General features: G+C 45.6%; 17 protein-coding genes. 15 read left to right on the plus strand and 2 right to left on the minus strand.

The features are described 5' to 3' along the window. Nucleotides 1-91 precede the first annotated feature (91 nt). The 15 genes from AC6H3C_RS20670 (at nt 92) to lon (ending at nt 23,035) form a co-directional block, all read left to right on the plus strand. A complete protein-coding gene (locus tag AC6H3C_RS20670) occupies nt 92-3,514 on the plus strand; it encodes a TonB-dependent receptor (RefSeq protein ID WP_497517437.1) in 3,423 nt (1,140 codons plus the stop codon). 21 nt (nt 3,515-3,535) lie between these two features. After that, nucleotides 3,536-5,137, plus strand: a complete 1,602-nt coding sequence (locus tag AC6H3C_RS20675) for a RagB/SusD family nutrient uptake outer membrane protein (protein WP_497517438.1) — start codon at nt 3,536-3,538, stop codon at nt 5,135-5,137. 96 nt (nt 5,138-5,233) lie between these two features. Continuing rightward, entirely contained in the window at nt 5,234-6,235 is a 1,002-nt protein-coding gene (locus AC6H3C_RS20680) for an amidohydrolase family protein (protein WP_497517439.1), read from the plus strand. A 150-nt stretch (nt 6,236-6,385) separates the two neighbouring features. Beyond that, a complete protein-coding gene (locus AC6H3C_RS20685) occupies nt 6,386-7,555 on the plus strand; it encodes an esterase (RefSeq protein ID WP_497517440.1) in 1,170 nt (389 codons plus the stop codon). 142 nt (nt 7,556-7,697) lie between these two features. Then, entirely contained in the window at nt 7,698-8,525 is an 828-nt protein-coding gene (locus AC6H3C_RS20690; RefSeq protein ID WP_497517441.1) for an MBL fold metallo-hydrolase, read from the plus strand. A gap of 123 nt (nt 8,526-8,648) precedes the next feature. Next, nucleotides 8,649-9,374, plus strand: coding sequence for an alpha/beta hydrolase (locus AC6H3C_RS20695; protein WP_497517443.1), 726 nt, complete (start codon nt 8,649-8,651; stop codon nt 9,372-9,374). A gap of 6 nt (nt 9,375-9,380) precedes the next feature. Continuing rightward, nucleotides 9,381-9,506 carry a hypothetical protein gene (locus AC6H3C_RS20700; RefSeq protein ID WP_497517444.1) on the plus strand — a complete coding sequence of 42 codons (126 nt, stop codon included), beginning with the start codon at nt 9,381-9,383 and terminating at the stop codon, nt 9,504-9,506. A gap of 91 nt (nt 9,507-9,597) precedes the next feature. Next, nucleotides 9,598-11,883 (plus strand): glycoside hydrolase family 3 C-terminal domain-containing protein, encoded by a 2,286-nt coding sequence (locus AC6H3C_RS20705; RefSeq protein WP_497517445.1) that lies wholly within the window; start codon nt 9,598-9,600, stop codon nt 11,881-11,883. A gap of 22 nt (nt 11,884-11,905) precedes the next feature. Then, a complete protein-coding gene (locus tag AC6H3C_RS20710) occupies nt 11,906-13,576 on the plus strand; it encodes a carboxylesterase/lipase family protein (protein WP_497517446.1) in 1,671 nt (556 codons plus the stop codon). Between the two features lie 105 nt (nt 13,577-13,681). Continuing rightward, a complete protein-coding gene (locus AC6H3C_RS20715; protein WP_497517447.1) occupies nt 13,682-16,132 on the plus strand; it encodes a glycoside hydrolase family 3 C-terminal domain-containing protein in 2,451 nt (816 codons plus the stop codon). Nucleotides 16,133-16,475: 343 nt separating this feature from the next. After that, entirely contained in the window at nt 16,476-17,642 is a 1,167-nt protein-coding gene (locus AC6H3C_RS20720; protein ID WP_497517448.1) for a GNAT family N-acetyltransferase, read from the plus strand. A 67-nt stretch (nt 17,643-17,709) separates the two neighbouring features. Then, nucleotides 17,710-18,879, plus strand: a complete 1,170-nt coding sequence (locus AC6H3C_RS20725; RefSeq protein WP_497517449.1) for a GNAT family N-acetyltransferase — start codon at nt 17,710-17,712, stop codon at nt 18,877-18,879. A gap of 92 nt (nt 18,880-18,971) precedes the next feature. After that, the gene (locus AC6H3C_RS20730; RefSeq protein WP_497517451.1) at nt 18,972-19,235 is read left to right on the plus strand and encodes a type B 50S ribosomal protein L31; all 264 of its coding nucleotides are present in this window, start codon (nt 18,972-18,974) and stop codon (nt 19,233-19,235) included. Between the two features lie 86 nt (nt 19,236-19,321). Continuing rightward, nucleotides 19,322-20,506 (plus strand): GlmU family protein, encoded by a 1,185-nt coding sequence (locus AC6H3C_RS20735; RefSeq protein WP_497517453.1) that lies wholly within the window; start codon nt 19,322-19,324, stop codon nt 20,504-20,506. Nucleotides 20,507-20,611: 105 nt separating this feature from the next. Next, nucleotides 20,612-23,035 (plus strand): endopeptidase La, encoded by a 2,424-nt coding sequence (gene lon / locus AC6H3C_RS20740; RefSeq protein WP_497517454.1) that lies wholly within the window; start codon nt 20,612-20,614, stop codon nt 23,033-23,035. Between the two features lie 459 nt (nt 23,036-23,494). On the opposite strand, the gene tnpA is transcribed toward lon, so the two are convergent. Both tnpA and AC6H3C_RS20750 read right to left on the minus strand, forming a co-directional pair. Then, nucleotides 23,495-23,959, minus strand: a complete 465-nt coding sequence (gene tnpA / locus AC6H3C_RS20745) for an IS200/IS605 family transposase (protein WP_497517455.1) — start codon at nt 23,957-23,959, stop codon at nt 23,495-23,497. A 525-nt stretch (nt 23,960-24,484) separates the two neighbouring features. Then, nucleotides 24,485-24,868, minus strand: coding sequence for an HU family DNA-binding protein (locus AC6H3C_RS20750; protein WP_497517456.1), 384 nt, complete (start codon nt 24,866-24,868; stop codon nt 24,485-24,487). Nucleotides 24,869-25,098: the final 230 nt, after the last annotated feature.

Below are 25,098 nucleotides of genomic sequence, written 5' to 3' on the forward strand. Positions count from 1 at the left end.
CGGGAAATGTTCCCGCATTCCCCGTTTTGTAATCATCCAAACTAATGCAATCACATTAGCTTGATTTAATAACTAATTACACTACAAACTTATGAAAAAAAATTATGAATCAGGGAAAGGAATATCCCTCATTTCCCACAAGCATTGGCGAATTATGAAGCTTACTGTTTTTTTTCTCATTGCTCTTGCCATGCACGTTTCGGCAACTGTCTATTCTCAAAACACGCGTTTGTCACTATCCATGCAGAATAGCACCATCAAGGATGTTTTGCACCAAATCGAATTGCAAAGTGAGTATCGATTTATCTATACAAACGAAACCATCAACCTGGATCGGAAAGTTAGTATGAACATCCAGAACAAAGCCGTTGAAGCCGTTTTAGACGAACTGTTCAAAAATGAAGGCATCAAATATCGGATTACCGACAATAATCTGATCATTATCAACCCATTGAACCGGGAAGACCAGGCTGAATTTAGGCGCCAAACCTTGATGCAGCAGGAAATCTCGGTTAAAGGGCAAGTAACTGATGGAATTGGACAACCGCTTCCCGGTGTAACGGTGGTGATTAAAGGCGAAGCAATTGGAACGATAACCGACGTAAACGGATACTATTTTTTTGACAAAGTTCCAGGCAACGCTATTTTGGTTTTCTCTTTTGTTGGAATGAAATCGCAAGAAGTGGAAGTAATGGGTCGTCAGGAAATCAGCCTTACACTGGAAGAGGAAACTATCGGATTGGAAGAGGTTGTGGCCATTGGTTATGGCGTTCAGCGGAAAAGCGATCTCACCGGCGCCATCTCGCAGGTAAAAGCCACCGACATGGAAAACCGCACCATTACCCGGCCCGAGCAGGCTTTGCAAGGAAAAACCGCAGGTGTGCAGATCATCCAGACTTCCGGAGCGCCGGGAAAAAGTGCAACGGTCCGTATCCGTGGATACAGTACCAATGCCTCATCTGATCCGCTTTATGTAGTTGACGGGCTACGTACAACAGACATCGGCTCCATTGACCCGAATAATATTGAGTCCATGGAGGTATTAAAGGATGCTGCATCGGCAGCCATATACGGTGCACAGGCTGGCAACGGGGTGGTGCTGATTACCACAAAGAAAGGTAAAAAAGGAGCAGGCAAAATTTCGTATGACTTTCAATATGTATCCAACCAGCTTAACCGCATACCGGAGGTGATGAATGCCGGCGAGTACATCAATTATATGACCGAGGGCAACCACATTACTCCCGGGAAAATCAACTCGGTTTGGGATGGGACGACAGATACCGATTGGACAGATGTCGCTTTCGAAAACTCGCTGATGCAAAAACACAACCTGAGCTTTCAGGGAGGAAACGAGCGCGGCTCGTATAACCTGTCCCTTTCATACCTCGATCAAAACGGGATTGTGCGTGGCGATAAGGACGTGTATTCGCGCATGACAGCCATGATCAACGGTGACTACAACATTAACAGCTGGTTAAAAGTGGGAACAACCAATGTGGTTGAACGCTGGAAAAGTAAATCGGTTTCTGAAAACTCGGAGTACGGTAGTTTGCTGGCTGCTGTATTGACTATGGACCCGCTTACACCAGCCTATTTTTCAGAAAATGATTTGCCGGATTATATGCAGAGCTACCTAAACTCGGGGAAAGTGCTTCTGCAAGATGAAACAGGCCGATACTATGGATTGTCGGAAATTTACAAAGCAGAGCAGGTGCATCCGTTGCTTATGCGCGATCGCACGGATTCTGAATCTCAGGGAGCTAATGTAATCGGAACCATTTATGCCGATTTTAAACCGTTCAAAAATTTTACGGTTACGTCTAAGTTGGGGTACCGTGGCTCATTCTTTGGTAGTTATAATTTTGATTATATCTATTATGCAAATGATGTAAATAAAAGTGATAACATCGGCGTAGGGCGTACCAACTCCAATAGTATTTATTATCAATGGGAAAATTTTGCCAATTATATGTATGATAAGGGTGATCATCACCTGACCGCCATGTTGGGGATTTCTTATTCCGAGCCTTATTCAACTACTGTTGCAGCCAGCGGAAATGCGATTACCAAAGATGATCCAATGTTCCGCGACCTGGATTACCTTTCTCCAACTGCCGCGAAGAGTATTTCAGGGGGATATTCCGACACAGGGCGCCAGTTTTCATATTTTGGCCGTTTCAGTTATAATTTTGCCGACAAATACCTTATTCAGGCGTCGCTACGGCGCGATGCCAGCGATTTGTCCATCCTCCCTGCAGAAAACCGCCGGGGAACTTTTCCGGCTGTTTCAACTGGCTATGTCATTTCAAACGAAGACTTTTTCCCAAAATCAACCCCGGTAAATTTCATGAAGTTACGGGCCAGCTGGGGCAAAAATGGCAGTATCGGTCCACTGGGCGGATTCAGGTACAGGGCATCAATCGGGTCAGGTGGTAGCTATCCGTATTCGGACAACCTGGCTTACCAAGTTGCGTCCTTCCCCAGCACTCTCAGTAATCCGGAGTTGAAATGGGAAACATCTGAACAACTCGACCTTGGGTTTGACCTGCGCGCGTTCAAAGACCGGTTGGTCTTCTCGTTCGACTATTTCGACAAAAAAACGAAGGACTTGTTGGTGAACACAACACCACCCTACGAAACCGGCGTGAGTTCGGTTACGGTAAATGCCGGTAATGTATCCAACAAAGGCCTTGAGTTTGAATTAGGCTGGAGTGAACATATACATGATTTCAACTACAGTATTCGTGGTAACCTGGCCACCCTTAAAAATAAAGTAACTTATCTCGATCCAACGATTTCACGCATTAATGGTGCCTCGTTCCACACGCAATCCGGCATTACGGTGTTTGAGCAGGGGTTTCCGGTCTGGTATATGCGGGGTTTCGAACTGGCAGATATTGATGATGCTACAGGCAATCCGGTTTTTGTGGATCAATTAACTGTAGATACCGACGGTGATGGCAAGCCTGATATGGCCGACGGAAGCATTACTGACGACGACAAAGTCATGCTGGGAAGCGGGATCCCTGATTTCACCTATGGGATTACAATTAACGCCAGCTACAAAGGTTTTGACCTGGTTTTGTTTGGCACCGGATCGGAAGGGAACGACATTTATAATGCCCTCACCCGTATTGACCGGCCGCGTGGCAATAAGCTAAAAATATTTTACGATGATCGTTGGACCACCTCCAATACCGACGCCTCTAAACCACGGCCAAACGCCAATGGCGAAGACAAATACTGGATTAGCAGCGATGCCGTAATGGATGGTTCATTTTTCAAGGTAAAACAAATTCAATTGGGTTACACCGTGCGAAAAAATATGAGCAAGAACTTGTATATGAGTAGTCTGAGAATTTATACTTCGCTGGACGATTGGTTTGTATTCACAAACTATCCGGGGTTTGATCCTGAAGCATCGGCTGGCTCTACCTCATCGCTGGGTGTCGATAAAGGATCCTATCCCAATTCCAAGAAGGTTGTGTTTGGTGTTAATGTAACCTTTTAAACCTTTTAAAAACTGAAAATTATGAGCACAAAATTAATATATCTGATCGGTATTATAGTTAGTATGAGTATCTTGAGCGGATGTGAAAGCCTGCTCGACGAAGTAAAACAACAAGGGACCACCTCGATAGAAAATTTTTACAAAACAGACACGGATGCCGAAGAAGCTATTGCATCGGTGTATTTTCAGTGGCGAAGCCAGGCATATAACGATTTTTTTCTGAAAAATACACTCTCTGATGATATTTATTCCGGCGGTGGTTCGCGAGGCGATAATTCCATTCTGGAGCAACTGAGCGAGTACCGGTTTTCCACTTCAAACTCAACCATGTCTGGCTATTTTAGCGGACTTTATACCCTGATTTATCGGTCAAACCTGGTAATTAACAATTTTTCGGATGATACGGATACGAAACGCAGGGCGATTGCCGAAGCAAAAGTGGCTCGTGGTTGGGCTTATTTCAACCTAGTAACTTTATGGGGCCCCGTTCCCTTTGTGACCAGCCAGCTTGCGCCAAGCGAGTACCAACAGCCAAACGGAACAATAAGCGAAATCTGGGGCCAAATTGAAACCGATTTATCAGAAGCTGCCGCATTAGGGGTGTTGCCTGAAAAAGCAAGTGTAACAGACAAATCTGTCGGCGGCAGGCTAACCATACAGGCGGCCCTTTCATTTCTGGGCAAGGCACAGATTTTTCAGGGGAAATACGGCGAAGCAGCCACCACCTTAAAATCAGTTATCAATTCAGGTAAGTACAAATTAATTGACAATTATGAAAACGTACTTCGAAAAGTGGAAGATTTTGGCCCGGAAAACATTTTCGAAGTTAACTCGATAAACGATGGCGAAAATGCTTTTAACCAGGGAACAACCATACTCGGGAATATGTACGGTTGGCGAAGCGACCGGCTCAACCTGAACGGATACTGGTTTGGGGTGCACGATTTGTATCCCGGAGGTTGGGGGTTTGCTAATCCCAGAGGAAATTTGTACGATGCTTTTGTTGAAATGGAAGGAACCGATGGTTACCGGCTGAACGCTACGGTGAAAACCTACCAGCAGGTTATGAACATCGGTGCTCCGGCGGCCCCGGTTACGGTAAATGCCGGTACCAGCCTTTATGGGCACGAAGGTTATTTCAACTGGAAATGGCGATTTCTGGGATCTGAAGTTATTCCAAATTCGTGGGGATTGGCTACTGATAACAACTACCGGATTATGCGTTATGCCGAAGTACTCTTGCTGGCGGCGGAGGCCTGCCTGCTATCCGGCGACGACGATGGCGCCCTCAACTACATCAACCAAATTCGTACCCGGGCACAGTTACCTAACTTATCTGCTGTTACGTTGGTCGACATTAAAAAGGAAAAACGGCTGGAATTGTGTATCGAGCAAATCAGATATCAGGATTTGGTGCGCTGGGGCGATGCTGCCATTGCGTTGAAAGAACAGGGAAAGCAAGTTCCCGTTTTCTCCGGCTTGAAGGAAGATGGAACGCACAATGTGAGCTATCCCTATACAAATCCGGTTTATGGCTTTAAAGCAGGAAAACATGAGTTGTTGCCTTTCCCGGAGCATGAAATGAATGTAAATGATAATCTGGTTCAAAATCCAGGTTGGTAGTATCTAAATAATGAAAAGGCTGTTCCGGATATTTTCAGAAAAGAAAAATACTGAATTGGTATCCGGATCAGCCTTCCTACAATAAATTAGGAATATATGAAATTACATAAATTTAAAAGCACCCTGATTTTATTTTGCATAGCCTGTGGACTAAACGCTTATCCACAATCATTAGCGCCTGCCAAACGTTTGCCGATCATTGATGTCCATGTACACACCATGAAAGTAAATCCGGCCTGGTCGTCGCCTATGTGTCCCTGGTTTTTGAGGGATATGCAGGGGGCCGATCCGAACGAACCGACGGCTTTTTTTATGAACCTGGATTGTTCTGACCCGCTTCAAGCGGCCAAGAGTGATGAGGAAATGATAGCAGCAGTTTTGGAAACCATGGAGCGGTTGAATATGACTATCATTGCTTTTAGCGATGCTGAAATTCTTCATCAATGGTACAATGCAGCGCCCAAAGGGCGGATCATTCCCGGAATTGGGATCAGCAACGCGAATGAAATGTCGGTTGAAGCTTTTCGGGATTCTCTGTCAAATGGTTTTTATAAAGTAATGGGCGAGTGTGCCCCTCAGTATCAGGGTATTTCGCCAAGCGATCTTTCTTTGGACGAATATTTTGGTATTGCAGAAGAGTTAGGCATTCCTGTTGGCATCCATTTGGGTACTGGTGGAAACGGTATGGCAAACCTGACCCAGCCAAAATATCGCGCATCGCTCGGTAACCCCTTTATTCTGGAAGACTTGCTGGGCCGTCACCCCAATCTAAAGGTTTGGATTATGCACGCCGGCTACCCGATGATTGATGAACTGATCGCACTGATGGGGGCCAATGCGTACGTGTATTGCGATATTTCGGGCTTCATCTGGAGCTATCCGCTTGATGAAATTCATGCCTATATTAAACGGATTGTGCAGGCAGGTTTCGGAAAACGAATCATGTATGGCACTGATTTTATGATGTGGCCAAAACTGTTCGAAACCTCAATTGGAGTTATCGAAAATGCTCAATATTTATCGTTTGATCAGAAACGGGACATCCTGTTCAATAATGCGGTCCGATTTTTCCGGCTGGATGAAAATCAGTTCAAGTGATACCTGTTTTATATGAGCTCGACTTTTATCGCTTGAATAATCGAATAGAAAATATTTAAGAAATTTCCTTGTGTCAATTAAACGCAATGAGCAATTTAAAGTCTAATGCCTGGTTGAAAATACCTAATCAATAAACTAAAAACGAAAAGAATGAAACAATTTTTCTCACTTACAATTTTGACGATTCTGTTCTGCGTACCGGCATTTGCCCAACAAGCGCTTTGGGGTGGAGCACAAATTACCTCACCCGAAGTAAACGACGACAAAACGGTAACCTTCCGTTTTCAGGCCCCCGATGCCAAAGAAATAAAACTTACCGGTGATTGGATGCCTTCGGAAGGTTGGATGCCCGGCTCCGAATTAATGGAAAAAGACGACAAGGGGTTGTGGTCATTCACCACCAAACCGCTTGAATCTGACCTTTATGGTTACGCCTTTCTGGTTGACGGTCTTCGCAGCACCGATCCTAACAATCCCTTTCTGATTCGCGATGTGGCATCGGTAACCAATGTGTTTATCGTTGGGGGCGGAAAAGGCGATTTGTATTCGGTAGAAGATGTTCCACACGGTTCGGTAACCCGCCGGTGGTACGACTCACCAAGCTTGAAAAAGCAACGCCGCATAACCATTTATACCCCTCCCGGTTACGAAAGCAGCGCTGACAAATACCCGGTACTGTACCTGTTACATGGTGCCGGCGGCGACGAAGAAGCTTGGATTAACCTGGGACGCCTTTCTCAAATTATGGACAACCTCATTGCCCAAGGAAAAGCAAAGCCAATGATTGTGGTGCTGCCCAACGGGAATGTATCGCAATCGGCAGCGCCAGGCGAAGGCTTGAGAGGATTCTACAAACCACAGTTTATGGTGCCCAACACCATGGACGGCAACTACGAGGCTTCGTTCCCCGACATCATGAAATTTGTTGAAAGCAACTATCGCGTCAAGACCGACAAAGCCAACCGGGCCATTGCCGGGCTTTCCATGGGCGGATTCCATTCGTTGCACATCTCACGATATTATCCCAACACATTCGATTATGTGGGCTTGTTCTCGGCGGCTATTTTGCCCAACCAGGATGTTTCGCACGAAGTGTATAACGATATTGACGGAAGTTTGAAAAAGCAAATGGAAAATGGCTATAAGTTATACTGGATCGGTATGGGCAAGACCGATTTTCTGTACGATTCCGGCGTTAAATACCGTTCCAAACTCAATAATATGGGCATGAAATACAATTATGTGGAAACCGAAGGTGGCCATACCTGGACAAACTGGCGGGTCTATTTGTCGAATTTTGCACCGTTGCTTTTTAAATAGAGTTCCTGAATAAACCACAGAGAAAGCAAAGCATAAAATTCTTTGTCTCTGAATTCTTTTCAATTTCGCAACATCTTTGTGGTTTATTCTTCGCTTTCCCATTTCTAAGATTGAATGTGCCAAACGAACATATTACCTAAGCATGAACCTGAACCCAATCTTCTTTATCAAACTTTTGCTGGTCTGTTTTTCCGGAATTTCTTCTTCCGGGCAGGAAATTTTCAGGAACAATGAGCTTACGATCACCAAACTCGAACAAAACATGTGGGTGATGGAAACCAGCGATCATACCACCATGTACCTGATTGAAGGAACACAAAGAGCCATGCTTATTGACACAGGAACCAAAACAGAGAAACTTGATTCCATAGTGAAACTGATCACCGCAAAGCCGCTCTGTGTTGTAGTTACCCACCTGCATCCTGATCATGCAGGCAACATCCGGTTTTTCGATGAAATCCATTATCATCCGGCCGATACCTTACTACTTGGGCGAAAGGGAGTTTCGTACAGCGGAAAAGTCAATTTTGTTGCCGACGGACAGAAAATTGATTTGGGAGAAACGGCATTGGAGGTCCGCTTAATGCCGGGCCATACTCCCGGTTCAATCGTTTTGCTCGATTGGAAAACAGGTAACTGTTACTCAGGCGACACATTTGGTTCGGGGCAGGTATGGATGCAGTTGCAGCCTCATGTTTCTATGGCCACTTATGCCGAATCGTGCCGAAAGATGGAAGCTTTGATGGAAAATGGCATCACTAAAATCCATTGTGGCCATTATCCTTATGTCAAAAAAACATTTGACAAAGCATACATCACCGATATGCGGATACTTGCAGAGGAACTTTCAAAAGGAGTAGCCCCCGAGGCAAAACCTTACCCGGTAAAAGTGCCGATCGGCGCGCAAAACCCTATGATTATCACCAACGGAAGTGCAAGCATTGTTTTCGATCCGGAAAACATCAACTAAATGGATTGATGGATAAAGAGTCGTGAAGAATACTGAAGTGTACAATATGCCCGAATAAAACAACCTGAAACGCAGCAAATGCATGGCATTTGGAAAATAAAATTTAAACTTAAATTGCTCAAAATGAGAAAAATAATTGGCTCATTCGCTTTTGTTTGTATTGTGTTCACCGCTTTTGCCCAATGGCCTGCCATGGGAAAAGTGGAATACAAAACCATGCCCAGCAAAATTTTAAACGAAGACCGCGAATATGCGGTTTACCTCCCCAAAAACTATGCGGAAAATACGGGAAAGTCATACCCTGTACTTTACTTGTTGCACGGAGGCGGGGGCAGCCATACCGACTGGCCGCAAAAAGGAAGCCTGGCCGGTGTTGCCAATCAACTGATCGAATCGAACGAGGGATCCGAAATGATCATTGTTTGCCCGGAGGCCGGAAAAACGTTCATGAATTATTTTAATAGCGACGATTGGCGTTATGAAGACTATTTCTTTCAGGAACTGATTCCGTACATTGAATCGAATTACCGGGTGATTGCCGATAAAAAACACCGGGCAATTTCGGGGCTTTCAATGGGAGGTGGCGAAACTTTCGTTTATGCATCTCATCATCCCGAAATGTTTTGTGCTGCTTATGCCATGAGTGCTTATTTGTACCATCAAAAAGAATTATTTTGGTTGAATACAGACAAAGATCCGGTTCAGAAAAAAATACATCAACTGGTGGACGACAACAATTGTGTAACATTGGTTGAAAATGCGGATGCCGGGAAGGTTGAGGCGATGAAAACCGTGAACTGGTTTATTGATTGCGGTGACGACGATTTTACTTTACGACCTAACCTCTAATTGATCATGGCCATGCGACAGGCCGGAATCCCCATGCAAATCCGCATCCGCGATGGCGGCCACACCTGGGAATACTGGCACTCGGCCTTGTATATTGCGATTCCCTTCGTCACCGATTGTTTCCGAAAATAAATCGTTCATCATGAACAGAACTATGGTTCTCGTTTCCACATCAGAAGTATTGATCTTTGATATAACAGTATGAACACATTAAACTAAAAAAATGGATCTAGCAAAACTTTTAACAATTGTTGTTTTCACAATCGCTCTGGGAGGTTGTACCGCCGAAAATGCACACCGGTCAGCTTTACTTCAGTACGACAAACAGATCGATGGGATTATCGGACAAATGACACTGGATGAAAAAATAAACATGCTCCATGCAAAACATATGTTTGTATCAGCAGGAGTGGAACGGTTGGGAATTGCCGATATGATTTATGCGGATGGCCCCTTTGGCATTCGCGAAGAAATGCAACCCGATGGCTGGATGCCTTTGGGATGGGAAACCGACAGAGCTACTTTTTTTCCCACCGGTTCGGCATTGGCAGCTACCTGGAGCCCCGAACTGGCTTATGCTTATGGCACCGGTATGGCTCGTGAAGCCCGGATGCGCGGGAAAGATATGATTCTTGGACCGGCCATAAATATTCAACGCATTCCAACAGGTGGGCGTACCTACGAGTATTTAAGCGAAGACCCGTTTTTAAGTTCGAGGTTATCGGTCGGTTATACTAAAGGCGTTCAGGACAACGGGGCCGCAGCTTGTTTAAAACACTATGCCCTCAACAACCAAGAGAATAACCGGGGAACAGTAAATGTGATTGTTGGCGAACGTGCCATGCGCGAAATTTACCTTCCTCCATTTCAGGCGGCTGTTGAAGAGGCAGATGCCTATGGTGTAATGGCTGCCTACAATAAAGTAAATAGTTGGTGGTGTGCCGAAAACGATATCCTGCTCAATAAAATTCTACGCGACGAATGGGGCTTTGCAGGTTTGGTCATTTCCGACTGGAATGGTACACACAGCACCGTTGATGCCATAACCAACGGCCTGAATATTGAAATGCCAACTAAAAAATTTCTGGGAGATGCTTTGCTCGATTCGGTAAAAGCAAGATTGGTTTCCGAAGAAATCATCAACCAGCGCGTTCGCGAAATTTTACGCGTTCGGTTGGCAATTAAGCCAATTCCGGCCGAAGAAGCTAACAAGGAAGTCACCTCGCAACCGGCACAACAAAAAATTGCGTACGATGTCGCTTCAAAATCAATCGTCTTATTGAAGAATGAAGGTGTCCTTCCTTTAGATCTCAGTAAAAAACAGGTAATTGCAGTTATTGGGGCCAATGCTGAACAAACTTTGGGGCTGGGCGGAATGGGGGCCGGTGTGAAAACATTGTATGAAGTCACTCCACTCGAAGGCTTGAGAAACAAAATTGGCGATCAGGCAGAGATTGTTTATGCAAAAGGGTACGAGCCTGTTGTTTTTAGTTTTGCCGATATGTTCAGGAAAAAGACACCCGATGAAATTGAAGAAGAAGCCCGCGAGAAAGAAACAATAGCTAAAAAACTAACGAAAGAAGCCGTAGAAGTGGCATCGAAAGCTGATCTGGTTCTTTTTGTAGGTGGCAACAACCGGGCAGTGGAAACCGAAGGCAGCGACAGGAAAGACATGCAATTACCTTCGGGACAGGATGATTTAATCCAGGCCATTGCCGCAGTAAATCCTAACATTGTAACCGTTCTTGTTAGTGGTGCACCGAACGATCTTAATGTAGTACAACCCCTTTCAAAAGCGCTGCTGATTTCCTGGTTTAACGGAACTGAAGGTGGAAATGCGCTGGCCGATGTATTGGTTGGAAATATTTCACCCAGCGGGCGTTTGCCTTTTACACTTCCGATAAAACTGGAAGATTCACCTGCTTACGCTTTGGGTAATTATCCGCAGGGTAAAAAGGGAGCCGATATTTTTGCCGACCTGGTTTCGGAAACCGAAAAAGTGGAAAAATCTGAAGACAATGCACCGAATGAAAAATTAAATGATGATCCAAATACGGCTATCTATTCCGAAGAATCGCTGGTGGGTTACCGATGGTTCGATACGAAAAACATTCCCGTAATGTACCCGTTTGGTTACGGGCTTACTTACACAAATTTTGAATATTCCGATCTGAAAACCAACAAAGATAGGTATGGAAAAAACGATGTGATCACCGTTTCCTTTGAGCTGAAAAATACTGGTTCGGCTGCAGCCGACGAAGTGGTGCAGGCTTATGTTCATCGGATAAACCCATCGGTGGAGTGGCCTTATAAGGAACTCAAGGCATTTTCTCGTGTGCCATTAAATCCAGGTGAAAGCAAAACGGTTTCGTTGGAAATCCCGGTAAAAAATCTTCAGTATTGGGATGAAACGCTTCAGATGTGGAATGACGATTTCTGCAATATCGAATTGCTGGTTGGTGCTTCTGCCGGCGATATCAAACTGAAAAAAGAAGTGACATTGAAATAAAATCATTCAAAACCAATGCAATATGAAAACTAACAGACGTAACTTTTTTCAAACCCTTGGGGTTGGTGCTGCCGGGATCGGATTGGTATCGATGCCATTAAGTGGTTATTCAGCCCTCAATAATTTATCACCGGATGACGATGATCAGCAGTTGCTTATCGGCGATGATATTGCCATTGCCGAAACTCAATACGGAAAAGCGAAGGGCTTTATTTTGCGTGGAATTTACCAGTTTCGTGGAATCCCATACGGGGCCGATACCTCGGGCAAAAACCGCTTTATGCCTCCCCGACCACCTCAACCCTGGAACGGGATTTTACCAACTGTCTGGTGGGGAAACACGGCCCCTCAATTGATGGACAACCGCTACGCAAACGCGTATTCCTCGTTTGTCGATCACTGGAACTACGATGATGTGAGTGAAGATTGCCTGAAGTTGAACATCTGGACCCCCGCGCCCGACAATAAAAAGCGTCCGGTGCTGGTGTGGCTGCACGGCGGCGGGTACACCAACGGGAATGGAATTGAGCAGGATGGCTACGATGGCGAAAACCTGAGCCGCAAGGGCGACATCGTATTTGTATCGATCAATCATCGGCTGGGGCCAATCGGCTTTTCCGACCTATCGGCTGTTGGCGGTGAAAAATATGCCCATTCCGGCAATGTTGGCGCACTCGATATGGTCGCTGCCCTTCGGTGGGTGAGGGACAATATCTCCAACTTTGGTGGCAATCCGGCCAATGTAACCATTATGGGGCAATCGGGTGGCGGTGCAAAAGTCTGCATCCTGACTGCGATGCCTCAGGCAAAAGGGCTATTTCAGAAAGCAGTTCCGCTGAGTGGATCCACCTTTAAAGCAATGGATCAGGACTATTCAAGGACGATTGGCGAATATATTTTGAAAGAGGCAGGAGTGACTGCTTCCGAGGTGGATAAACTTCAGGAAATGCCCTGGAACGAATACATCTTACTGGCCAATAAGGCGGCCCAAAAAGCATCGGCTGAAAAGGCAACTCCCGGTATGCGTGGCGGTTTTGCCCCGGTGGCCGACGGGATTAACCTTCCCAAAGGCCAGTTTTATGCCGATCCAACTGGCCTGTCGGCTGATGTGCCCATGCTGATTTGCACCACTTTCCACGAATGGGGAATGGCCCGTACCATGCCCGAGATGGAAAGTATCACAGCAGAAAAAGCCGTGGAGATGCTGAAAGAGCGTGCCGGATTTGGTGGTGGCTTAGGCGATAAAGCACAAGCTGTTTATGAGGCATATGCCAAAACTTTCCCGAATGCCAAGCCTATCGAAATTATGACCCTGGTAAGCAGCAACCGCAAAGGGGCGATCGAAACGGCCAATGCAAAAACTGCCCAGAAGGCGCCGGTTTACCTGGCATGGTTTGGCTGGGAGCCCCCTATGTTCAACAACCGCATGCGCGCCTTTCATTGTCTGGATATATGTTTCTGGTTTGCCAATACCGACTTGATGCTGACGCACACGGGCGGTGGAAAACGTCCGCGGCAGTTAGCAGATAAAATGTCCTCGGCTTTGCTTCAGTTTATGAAAACCGGAAATCCCAACGGAGGAGGTTTGCCTGAATGGAAACCTTATTCTCCTGAAAAGGGAGAAACCATGGTTTTGAATGATGTACCGGAATTGAAAAATGATCCCGACCGGTCAGCCCGGCAATTGCTGTAAAAAATCAAACTTTATTCGAGGATGTTCGGCAGTGTTTCAACTATCTGAACGATGCACCTTTTATGAAATAGAAAATAAAACAAAAATTTAGCAGGATAAACAATTATGAATAAAAAATGGTCTTATAAAAAACCAATGATTCAGTTCGCCTTGTCGATGTTGGTAATGGCTGGAACTACTGGTTGTAATCCTTCCGAAAAGCGAAAGACCGATCAGGAAAGAATTCAGGAGATGGTTTCGGCCCTGAGCTTGGAGCAAAAGGCCCAGTTGCTGGTTGGCACCGGCATGTTCATGGATTTGCCGGATTCCATCAAAAACATGTTTGGCGACCGGAAAACGGCCGAAAATACAGACACCCTGTACGCCAATATGGTTGATCGCATACGGAAATATCTTCCGGGTGCGGCAGGCTTTAGCTCCGAGTTTCCGGATATCGGCATTAGCTCGCAGGTGTTAGCTGATGGTCCGGCAGGTTTGCGGATTTCACCCGGTCGGAAAGGGGAAGAAAAAACATATTATTGCACTGCTTTCCCGATTGCCACGGTGCTGGCTTCGAGTTGGGATACGGAGCTGGTTTACCGGGTTGGCGAGGCAATGGGCAACGAAGTGCTGGAATATGGAGCCGACGTGTTGCTGGCCCCCGGGATGAACATTCAGCGCGACCCGCTATGTGGACGTAATTTCGAATACTATTCCGAAGACCCGCTGGTGACCGGTAAAATGGCCGCGGCCATGGTTAACGGCATCCAGTCGAACGGCGTGGGCACCTCTGTGAAACATTTTGCCGCCAACAATCAGGAAACCAACCGGATGTCGGTAAACACGGTTGTGAGTGAGCGGGCGCTGCGCGAAATCTATCTGAAAGGTTTTGAAATTGCCGTGAAAGAGGCGCAACCATGGACGGTGATGTCATCTTATAATAAAATTAATGGCGTTTACACATCCGAAAGTCACGATCTGTTGACAAAAATATTACGCAATGACTGGGGGTTTGCCGGTTATGTAATGACTGACTGGGGCGGTGGCAGCGACGTGGTGGCCCAAATGGAAGCCGGAAACGATATGATCCAGCCGGGTCAGCCGAAGCAAATCCGGGAGTTAATTACAGCGGTAAACGAAGGTCGTTTGGATGAAGTCGTGTTGGATCAAAACCTGTCCCGCATCTTGGGAATTATGCTGAAATCTCCCAAATATAAGGGGTATGCTTATTCCTCAAATCCCGACTTGCAAGCACATGCAGCCGTAACCCGGCAGGCTGCAACCGATGGGATGGTCTTGCTCGAAAATAAAAACCAGGCGCTTCCTATTGCTGAAAATCTGAAAAAAGTAGCTGCTTTCGGAAATACTTCCTATGATTTTGTTGCTGGCGGCACCGGCAGTGGAGATGTAAACGAAGCGTACACCATTTCGCTGATCGAAGGACTGAAAAACGGGGGCTTCGAGCCCGATGAGGAATTGGCGGCAATTTACGAGGCCTACATTCAGAAAACCCGAGCAAAATTGGGTAAACCGAAAAACTGGCTGGCAGCTCTGATGGGTGGAAAAGAACCCGTTGAAGAGATGCCCCTTACAACAGCATTAGCGGCAAAAATAGCAGGTAAGGCAGACGTTGCCCTGATCACTATCGGCCGCAACTCGGGCGAAGGTGGCGACCGGGAGGCTGTGGAGGGTGATTTTTACCTGACGCCAACTGAAAAAGCCATGATCAAAGATGTGACGGAGGCATTCCGGGCAAAAGGCAAGAAAGCGATTGTGGTGCTGAATGTGGGCGGTGTAATTGAGACTGCCAGCTGGCGCGAATGGCCCGATGCCGTTTTGATGGCCTGGCAGCCGGGACAGGAGGCCGGTAATTCGGTAGTGGATGTGCTTACCGGCAAGGTGAACCCTTCGGGAAAACTGGCGGTTACCTTCCCGCTTTCTTATCAGGATGCCCCATCTGCTAAAAATTTTCCGGGCGTTGAGGTGAAATCGGACCAGACAGATGATGCGGCCGATTTATCAGGCTTCTCGTTTATGCGGCGTGTGCCCTGGGAGGTTGTTTATGAAGAAGATATTTACGTGGGCTACCGCTACTACAACACATTTGATGTGCCTGTGGCTTACGAATTTGGCTATGGATTATCCTACACCAACTTCGAATACAGCAACCTACAGCTCGGCTCATCCACTTTTGACGGCACGCTTACCGCTTCGATTGAAGTGAAAAATACAGGTTCGGTTGCCGGACGCGAAGTGATACAAGTATATGCCAGTGCCCCGAACGGCAAATTGGAAAAACCCGAAGCAACATTGGTTGCCTTTGGAAAAACCCGTCTGTTGCAGCCAGGTGACTCCGAAACCCTCAGTTTTACCATTAATGCAAGCGATTTGGCATCGTTCGACGAAACTGCTTCAGCCTGGATAATTGAACCGGGAAGCTACACGCTAAAAGTGGGCGCATCTTCGCTCAAAATACACCAAACAGCTTCGTTTGAGGTTGACTCGGAGATAAATGTTGGCCAGGTTAGCAAAGCCTTGGCTCCACAGCGCAGCTTCGACCGGTTAAGTTCAAATTAATAGAAAATAGCAGGTTTCTTTTTATATGGATTGGTTAGTTGAATTGGCTTTCTGCACTTCCGGTTTTGTGCCGGAGCGCAGAAACCTTTTCATTGAAAACTACGGAAAAACTTTCAGTAATCTTTGCATCTCCGCCTGTTCTAACGTATTGTTGTCGCTCAAATTTAAAACAGAAATTCCATAGAACATATAAACCGTAAAAAAAATGGGTCGGCTGAAACACTGGTCTAAACCCCTTTTTCACTCGTTGTTGCGGTAAATTCCAACAGAGAGGTTTTGGCCCCTGTTTTTATTTTCAGCCGATAAGTATTATTTTCGGCAGTTTTAATCAAGTTATTGTTACATGGAGATCATAGAGATAAACGATAAGAAGCTGATTGATGCGTTTCATGAACTTCCGTATTTAATTTACACAGACGATCCGAATTGGGTGCCACCCTTACGGATCATGGTCGAAACCTCCTTCGACCCGCAAAAAAACAACGCGCTTAAATCGGGGGTGGCCTGTCGATGGTTATTGAAGCAGGAAGGCAGGTTTGTCGGACGAATCGCCGCTTTTTTTATACCAGCTTATGCCTACAGCTTCGATCAACGCACCGGGGGATGTGGTTTTTTTGAATGTATCAACAATCAGGAAGCAGCCGATAAATTATTCGACACCGCCCGCAACTGGCTAAAAGAGAAAGGGATGGAAGCGGTTGACGGCCCCATCAATATTGGTGAAAATTTTTTTAACTGGGGGCTTTTAACCGAAGGCTTCGTGCAGCAGGGCTTTGGTATGCCGTATAATCCGCCATATTACCGGGCTTTATTCGAGAATTATGGTTTCAAAACCTATTACGAGCAATATAGCTATCACCTGAATATTACCAGCCCCGATCTTCCCGAACGTTTTTGGAAAATCGCTGCCTGGACGGCAAAAAAACCGGCGTACAGTTTTAAACAATTCCGTTTTTCAAATCAGGAAGGGTTTATTGGCGACTTTCTTCAAATCTATGAGCAAGCCTGGAGCAAACACGACAACTATAAAACGATCACCCCGGGCGACATCCGCGATATGCTGAAACAATCAAAAATCATGATTGATGAAGAGTTTATCTGGTTTGTTTACCACGAAAATACACCCATCGCGTTTTTTATGATGATACCCGATCTGAACCAGTTATTTAAATATTTCAGAAATGGGAAGTTAAACTTTCTGAAAATGTTAAAAATGTTATACCTGAAACAGAAAAAGGTAATGAACCGTTGCCGGGTATTGGTGATGGGGGTCGTTCCCAAATTTCAAAAATCAGGTATCGAATCGGCAATTTTTTATCAGATCAGGCAGGTTCTGCTGAAAAAACATTGGTATAATGAAATGGAACTAAGTTGGGTGGGTGATTTCAACCCGAAAATGGTTTCCATTTTCAAAGCCGTAGGCGGGACCCATACCAAAACCCACCTGACCCTTCGGTATTTGTTTGACCGGAATAAGGAATTTCAGCGATCCCCGATAATTCTTGATTGATCGGAAATAACCTATTCGTTAGAGTTTTTTTTAATCTTAACTTGCCCATTATTTTTTTAAACTCAATATGCAAATCAGAACTGTCGACAACCAGGAAACAAGAAAGCAATTTCATCGCGTTCCTCACCTCGTGTACAAGAATGACCGGAATTGGGCTCCCCCCCTGGAAATGATGGTGGAAGATACCTTCAATCCACAGAAAAATCCGTCATTTAAAAACGGCAAAGCAATCCGGTGGGTGTTGGCCGATGACCAGGGGAAACTGCTTGGACGAATAGCTGCTTTTGTGAACTACAACAAAGCCAACACCTTTGAGCAACCTACCGGGGGTTGCGGTTTCTTTGAATGTACAGACGATCAGCAAGCGGCCAATGTACTGTTTGATGTCGCCCGGGACTGGCTGAAAGATCAGGGCATGGAAGCCATGGATGGCCCGGTGAATTTTGGGGAAAACTACATGAACTGGGGGCTGCTGGCCGACGGATTTATGCCGCAAGGTTTTGGCATGCCGTATAATCCCCCTTATTATAAATCTTTATTCGAAAATTACGGTTTTAAAATTTATTTTGAACAATACAGCTATCACCTGGATACCACCCTGCCCGAGTTGCCCGAACGCTTTTGGAAAGTAGCCGAATGGGTAGCAAAAAAACCACAATTCCGGTTCGAGCATTTCTCGTGGGATAAGAAAGATAAATTCATCGATGATTTTGCAGCGGTTTATGACGGGGCCTGGCGTCGTCACGAACATTATCAGCCACTGGATAAAGATGACCTGAGAGATTTTCTGAAATCGGCAAAACCAATCCTGGAAGAAGATTTCATTTGGTTTGCCTACCACGAAGACGAACCGATTGCCTTGTTCGTGATGATCCCCGACCTGAACCAGATCCTGATTCACCTGAACGGAAAATTAAATCTTTGGAATATGCTTAAATTCCTTTGGTTGAAGAAACGTAAAACCATAACCCGGACCCGCAGCCTGATTATTGGGATTGTACCGAAATTTCAGCGCTCGGGGGTCGAATCGGCCATATTCTGGCATCTTCGCCCGGTGATGTACCGGAAAAACTGGTATCGGGAAATGGAGCTTAGTTGGGCGGGAGATTTTAATCCGAAAATTGTGGCGCTCTATAAGTCTGTCGGCGGCAAACACATGAAAACGCATTATACCATGCGCTATTTGTTCGACCGGACAAAACCATTCAACCGGGCTCCAATTATTGGAGCGGAGTAAAGAATAAATAAAAAAATAAAAATCTTTGGAATTTAAGCAAGTATGTTTATATTTGCAGCCCGATTACAGTAATGTTGAAAAGGAGATCAGCAATGAAAAAAGAAATACATCCGGAGAGCTATAGAATGGTAGCGTTCAAAGACATGTCAAACGGCAACGTATTTTTGACAAAGTCTACAATTCAAACAAAAGAAACAGAGGTCGTTGATGGCGTAGAATATCCTGTTGTCAAACTGGAAATTTCCAGCAGCTCTCACCCGTTTTACACCGGCAAAATGAAACTTGTCGACACTGCCGGACGTGTTGATAAATTCATGAACCGCTACCAAAAGCACATGGATGCCCGTAAAAAGTAAGTATTTATTGCTACTATAAAATATTGAAGCTTCGCCTTTTGCGGAGCTTTTTTTTTAATCGTAATTTGCTGTCTGAACATCAGGTTATGAATATCATCTTATTCGAAACAGATCAACGGGATTGTCTGCTTCCGCTGTGTTACACCCGTCCGGTTGCGATGCTTCGCTCGGGGATGCTCACCATTCGTGAGAAATGGGAAATTCGGATTCCGGGAAATTATTCGTTTAAAACAGACGAATATCTGCGAAAGAAATTCCCACTGGCAGTTGCAGATGACAATTTACTCCTGTCGTCCCATATTTGTCCGTCCGACGAGTTGGTTTTGCAGGTAAAGAGATTGCAGGCTGGAGAAGGGATCACTTATAACGGAATTCCGGTGGCTGCCCGCTTGTCGGCTAACGATGTTTGGTCTTATCCGGCATCTGTGCCGATGATCCGCTGGACTGATTTTACCGGTGAGCTCGATCTGATCAGGCACCCCTGGGATTTAACCGAAGTGAATGCCCGGCAGATTCAGTTGGACTTTGAATTGATAACGGCAGGCCGCAGTTCTGCCCCCATCAGCAAAACCAACAACCTGATGGCTCCGGAGCGTATTTTCTCAGAGGAAGGAGCAAAGATCGAATACGCCACCATTAACGCGACCCAGGGGCCGGTCTATATCGGGAAGGACGCCGAGATTATGGAAGGTTCTCTCATCCGTGGACCCGTTGTGCTGGGCGAACAGGCAGTGGTAAACATGGGAAGCAAAATTTACGGTGCGACCACGATTGGCCCGTATTCGAAAGTTGGCGGAGAAATTGCCCAATCCATCATCACCGGTTATTCCAATAAAGGACACGACGGATTTCTGGGACATTCGGTTCTGGGAGAATGGTGTAACCTGGGCGCAGGCACAAATGTTTCGAACCTGAAAAACAGTTACGAGAAAGTCAAAGTCTGGAGTTATCCGGCAAACAAATTTATCAGGACAGGCTTGCAATTCTGCGGACTAATCATGGGCGATCATTCAAAAGCAGGGATCAGCACCATGTTTAATACCGGTACGGTAGTTGGCGTTGGTTGTAACATTCACGGGGCCGGTTTCCCGCGTCAGTTTGTGCCTTCGTTTTCCGACGGAGGAGCTCACGGCTACAAAGTAAACTCCCTGAAAAGTGTTTTTGGCACAGCCGCGCAGGTAATGGCCCGCCGAAAACGGGTGATGACAGACGAGGACCAACGTATCCTTACAACTGTTTTTGAACGGTCGGCGCCATACCGAAGGTTTTAACCATACGGGAATATCGCTTTTTGGCATGGCTATTGCCTTATTTTGTCCTGGTTTTTATGCTGTTTAATACAAGCCAGATTGTCATACAGAAACGAAGAATGAATCATGGGAAATATGAAAGGACAACCCTTTGGAAGAATAATATTTACAGGAATAGACGACGATGAAAGCGAATTGATACCCATCATCGCCGATGGAGATGACAGGGAACTGAAAAATTTTAATGTCCCTGAAATACTGCCAATTTTACCGCTCAGAAATACCGTTTTATTTCCGGGAGTTGTTATTCCAATTACCGTAGGCCGGCAAAAATCGCTGAAGCTGATTCAGGATGTATTCCGGAATGACAAAGTGCTGGGTACAGTCACCCAGATCGACGGATCGGTGGATGATCCGGAGCCAAAAGATTTGTATAAAGTTGGAACGGTGGCTCAAATCCTAAAGATCCTCGAGATGCCGGATGGATCAACCTCCGTTATTATCCAGGGGAAACGCCGGTTTCAGGTACAGAGCTACCTGGAAGAATTTCCCTACTTTAAAGCCAAGGTTAATCTACTCGACGAAATCGTCTCGGGCGACGAAACAGCCGAATTTAACGCCATTGTGGGCTCATTAAAGGATCTGTCGATTAAAATTGCCCAATATTCGTCGAATGTTCCGCCCGAAGCCAGCTTCGCCGTAAAAAACATTGAGAATTCTACCTTCCTGATCAATTTCATCTGCTCGAATACCGACCTGAAAGTGGAAGAAAAGCAGAATCTGCTTGAGTTCTCCGATATCCGTGAACGCGGCATCCAGGCAATATCCTACCTCGTGAAGGAGGTTCAGATGCTCGAACTGAAACGGGATATTCAAACCAAAGTAAAACTGGAGCTGGACCAGCAACAACGTGAATTTTTGCTTAATCAGCAGATCAAAACCATTCAGAATGAGCTGGGAGGAAACCCAACTGAACAGGAAATCAACGATCTAAAAGAGATCGCCAAAGAGAAAAAATGGAGCGAAGAGGTAGCAAATCATTTTGAGAAAGAAGTAAACAAGCTTCAGCGGCTCAATCCGGCTGCCGGCGAATATTCCGTGCAATATTCGTATTGCCAGACTTTACTCGATTTGCCCTGGAATGAATACACGGAAGATAATTTTGATCTGAAACATGCCGAAACCGTGTTGGACGAAGACCACTTCGGACTCGAAAAGGTTAAAGAGCGCATCCTGGAACACCTGGCCGTGCTGAAACTGAAGAAAGATATGAAAGCGCCCATCCTTTGCCTGTATGGTCCTCCCGGAGTTGGAAAAACTTCGCTGGGTAAGTCCATTGCAAGGGCCCTGGGACGAAAATATATCCGTATGAGCCTTGGTGGCTTGCACGATGAGTCGGAAATTCGTGGGCACCGGAAAACATACATCGGCGCGATGCCCGGGCGGATTCTGCAAAATATCAAAAAGGCAAAATCATCAAACCCGGTATTCATACTGGATGAGATCGATAAGGTATCGAGCGATTTTCACGGCGATCCGGCTTCGGCTTTGCTCGAAGTGCTCGATCCCGAACAAAACTATGAATTTCACGACAACTACGTGGAGATTGAATACGACTTATCGAAAGTCATGTTCATCGCCACGGCAAACACCCTGAATACCATTGCGCCGCCTTTGCGCGACCGCCTGGAACTGATTGATGTGAGCGGTTACATCATGGAAGAAAAAGTGGAAATTGCCAGACGCCACCTGATTCCCAAACAACTGGAAAACCACGGCTTGAAAAAAAGCCAGCTGACTTTCCCGAAGGAGGTGATGGAATATATTATTTCAAGCTACACCCGCGAATCAGGCGTGCGTGAACTGGATAAAAAAATCGCCAAAGTCGTTCGCCGTGTGGCAAAAAAAGTTGCATTCGGTGAGGACTACGATAAAAAGCTGACCAAAAAAGATACCCGGGCTTACCTGGGCGCAGAACAATATTCGCACGAAAGTTACCAGGGCAACGAATTTTTGGGGGTGGTTACCGGACTGGCATGGACGGCTCACGGCGGCGAAATCCTGTACGTGGAATCGAGCCAAAGCAATGGTAAAGGCAACCTGACCCTCACCGGCAACCTGGGAGACGTGATGAAAGAATCGGCCATGTTGGCCTTGGAATATCTGAAATCGCACACCAAAGAGCTGAATGTCGACCCCTCGGTATTCGAAAAAAGCAGCTGGCATATCCATGTGCCCGAAGGCGCTATTCCCAAGGATGGTCCCTCTGCCGGGATTACGATGGTCACCTCGCTTGCCTCGGTACTCACCGGCCGAAAAGTCCGGGAAAATATCGCGATGACCGGTGAAATTACCTTACGCGGAAAAGTGTTGCCGGTAGGCGGAATCAAGGAGAAAATTCTGGCTGCCAAACGTGCCGGAATAAAAGAAGTATTGCTCTCAACCGACAATAAAAAAGATCTGGAAGAGATCAAAGATGTTTATCTGAAAGGCTTAAACTTCCGGTTTGTACGAAATGTAGGCGAAGTGCTCGATTTTGCGCTTCTGTAGTTTCTCGACAAATGTTATCGGTGTCCGCACCTACCTTGTTCCCGATTTACAAACGACAAAGGGATCGGTGCGATGCACCTTGTTTTTATGTTTTGCTCCTGTAACCCGGCAATGATGAAGCAGCAGCGCTGCGGGATATTTGTAGCTACTACAAATATTCCGGTGCGATGCACCTCCGGGTCATGTTGGGTTTTGTATCTCTGCAAATGTTATCGGTGCTCCGCACCTTTTCTTTATGTTACGCCATATAAATCTACAAATGTTACCGGTGCGATGCACCTGTCTTGTTCCCGATTTACAAACGACAAAGGGATCGGTGCGATGCACCTTGCTTTTATGTTTTGCTCCTGTAACCCGGTAATGATGAAGCAGCAGCGCTGCGGGATATTTGTAGCTACTGCGGAATATTTACCGAATAAAATTCACGATTACCAATCAAGGTGCAGCGCACCGAAACCACTAATCATCGAAAAAATCAAACAAGTAGTTGTCGTTATATTTGATATCGTTTTTGCGCAGTATTTCTAAATATTCCTCCCTGAACGATTTCTTTTGGTGGTGTTTTTCCTGGTTCAACACATATTTTACAACCGTATCTATTTGTGAATTTGAATGCGTAAATGCCCCATATCCTTTTTGCCATTCAAATTTATATCCCGATAAATTATTTTGTTTCACCCATGCGTTACTCGATGTTTTAATGTTTTCCACTAAATCGGGGATAAGTTGGTTTAAGTTATAGCCTATAAAAATATGAATATGGTCGGGCATGGAGCCAATTGCCAGCAATTTATGATTGTTGTTTTGTATAATCCCGGTCATGTATTTTTCCAGTTCAGCAGCCCAGGTTTTGCCGATCAGGGCATCGCGGTTTTTGGGCGAAAACACCAGGTGAAAATAGGCTTGTGAATAGGTATTTGCCATGTTATTATTATTTAAAATTGTTATCGGTGCGCTACTACAAATATTCCGGTGCGATGCACCTCAGGGTCATGTTGGGTTTTGTATCTCTACAAATGTTATCGGTGCTCCGCACCTTTTCTTTATGTTACGCCATATAAATCTACAAATGTTACCGGTGCGCTGCACCTGCCTTGTTCCCGATTTACAAACGACAAAGGGATCGGTGCGATGCACCTTGTTTTTATATTTTGCTCCTGTAACCCGGTAATGATGAAGCAGCAGCGCTGCGGGATATTTGTAGCTACTGCGGAATATTTACCGAATAAAATTCACGATTACCAATCAAGGTGCAGCGCACCGAAACCACTAATCATCGAAAAAATCAAACAAGTAGTTGTCGTTATATTTGATATCGTTTTTGCGCAGTATTAGAAATCTTTCTACTGAGGACGGCAAAATCCCCAAGCTTGAAAAAAAAAATTCATAGCTTGGGGATTATAATTTCCTAGCTTGGAAAAAAAATCGGCAAGGCAGGAAATTTTCGACCTATGCTTTTTTGTATTTCATGGCTGCCAGCATTTCTTTTAACCGGCTGCCCGGCGTGAAAATAATATTGCTCGATTTGATAATCGAATCGAGCACATCTTTTTCAGCATCAACACCTTCCGATTTGATACTGGTCCGCAGGCTACCCAAGTCGCCTAAACGAACAATCGTGCCGCCGTTTAATTCATCAATCGATACATCGACCAGGGCATATAATACCGCACGGATATCAGCTCCACTTACGGTACATATTTTCTCGATTGCCCTGGTGAGATCGTCTAAACTGGCTTCGCCATTGGTTACCGGACTTGCGTACCACTTTTTAACACCACCGCCAGCCACTCCCGGCTGGGCTTTCTGAATTGCTCTAAATTTTATAGCCATCGCTTTTTGTATTAAATTATTTAATCGATCACCCTGTGGGTGTTTTAAACAATGAAAACCGTCGTAACTGGCGGGGGCTTTTGTTTTATAAGGTGGTCCGGGACTTTCTGCTGCGAATCGGTACGGTTGGACGCCACTCTGTTTGGTAACCCGGCGAAGTTTGCCTGATTTGCACTAAACTTCGCACTCAATTATGCTATACAATTTACAAGCTTTTAAATTTAGATTCA

It is taken from the genome of Gaoshiqia sp. US2 (assembly GCF_059705485.1).

Bases quoted from the DNA above. Each gene is read 5' to 3' on its own strand.
- AC6H3C_RS20725 (WP_497517449.1), top strand. From the start codon at position 17,710: ATGCAAATCAGAACTGTCGACAACCAGGAAACAAGAAAGCAATTTCAT.
- lon (WP_497517454.1), top strand. From the start codon at position 20,612: ATGGGAAATATGAAAGGACAACCCTTTGGAAGAATAATATTTACAGGA.
- AC6H3C_RS20700 (WP_497517444.1), top strand. From the start codon at position 9,381: ATGGCCATGCGACAGGCCGGAATCCCCATGCAAATCCGCATCCGCGAT.
- AC6H3C_RS20675 (WP_497517438.1), top strand. From the start codon at position 3,536: ATGAGCACAAAATTAATATATCTGATCGGTATTATAGTTAGTATGAGT.
- AC6H3C_RS20670 (WP_497517437.1), top strand. From the start codon at position 92: ATGAAAAAAAATTATGAATCAGGGAAAGGAATATCCCTCATTTCCCAC.
- tnpA (WP_497517455.1), bottom strand. From the start codon at position 23,959: ATGGCAAATACCTATTCACAAGCCTATTTTCACCTGGTGTTTTCGCCC.
- AC6H3C_RS20715 (WP_497517447.1), top strand. From the start codon at position 13,682: ATGAATAAAAAATGGTCTTATAAAAAACCAATGATTCAGTTCGCCTTG.
- AC6H3C_RS20735 (WP_497517453.1), top strand. From the start codon at position 19,322: ATGAATATCATCTTATTCGAAACAGATCAACGGGATTGTCTGCTTCCG.
- AC6H3C_RS20705 (WP_497517445.1), top strand. From the start codon at position 9,598: ATGGATCTAGCAAAACTTTTAACAATTGTTGTTTTCACAATCGCTCTG.
- AC6H3C_RS20730 (WP_497517451.1), top strand. From the start codon at position 18,972: ATGAAAAAAGAAATACATCCGGAGAGCTATAGAATGGTAGCGTTCAAA.
- AC6H3C_RS20720 (WP_497517448.1), top strand. From the start codon at position 16,476: ATGGAGATCATAGAGATAAACGATAAGAAGCTGATTGATGCGTTTCAT.
- AC6H3C_RS20750 (WP_497517456.1), bottom strand. From the start codon at position 24,868: ATGGCTATAAAATTTAGAGCAATTCAGAAAGCCCAGCCGGGAGTGGCT.
- AC6H3C_RS20690 (WP_497517441.1), top strand. From the start codon at position 7,698: ATGAACCTGAACCCAATCTTCTTTATCAAACTTTTGCTGGTCTGTTTT.
- AC6H3C_RS20685 (WP_497517440.1), top strand. From the start codon at position 6,386: ATGAAACAATTTTTCTCACTTACAATTTTGACGATTCTGTTCTGCGTA.
- AC6H3C_RS20695 (WP_497517443.1), top strand. From the start codon at position 8,649: ATGAGAAAAATAATTGGCTCATTCGCTTTTGTTTGTATTGTGTTCACC.
- AC6H3C_RS20680 (WP_497517439.1), top strand. From the start codon at position 5,234: ATGAAATTACATAAATTTAAAAGCACCCTGATTTTATTTTGCATAGCC.
- AC6H3C_RS20710 (WP_497517446.1), top strand. From the start codon at position 11,906: ATGAAAACTAACAGACGTAACTTTTTTCAAACCCTTGGGGTTGGTGCT.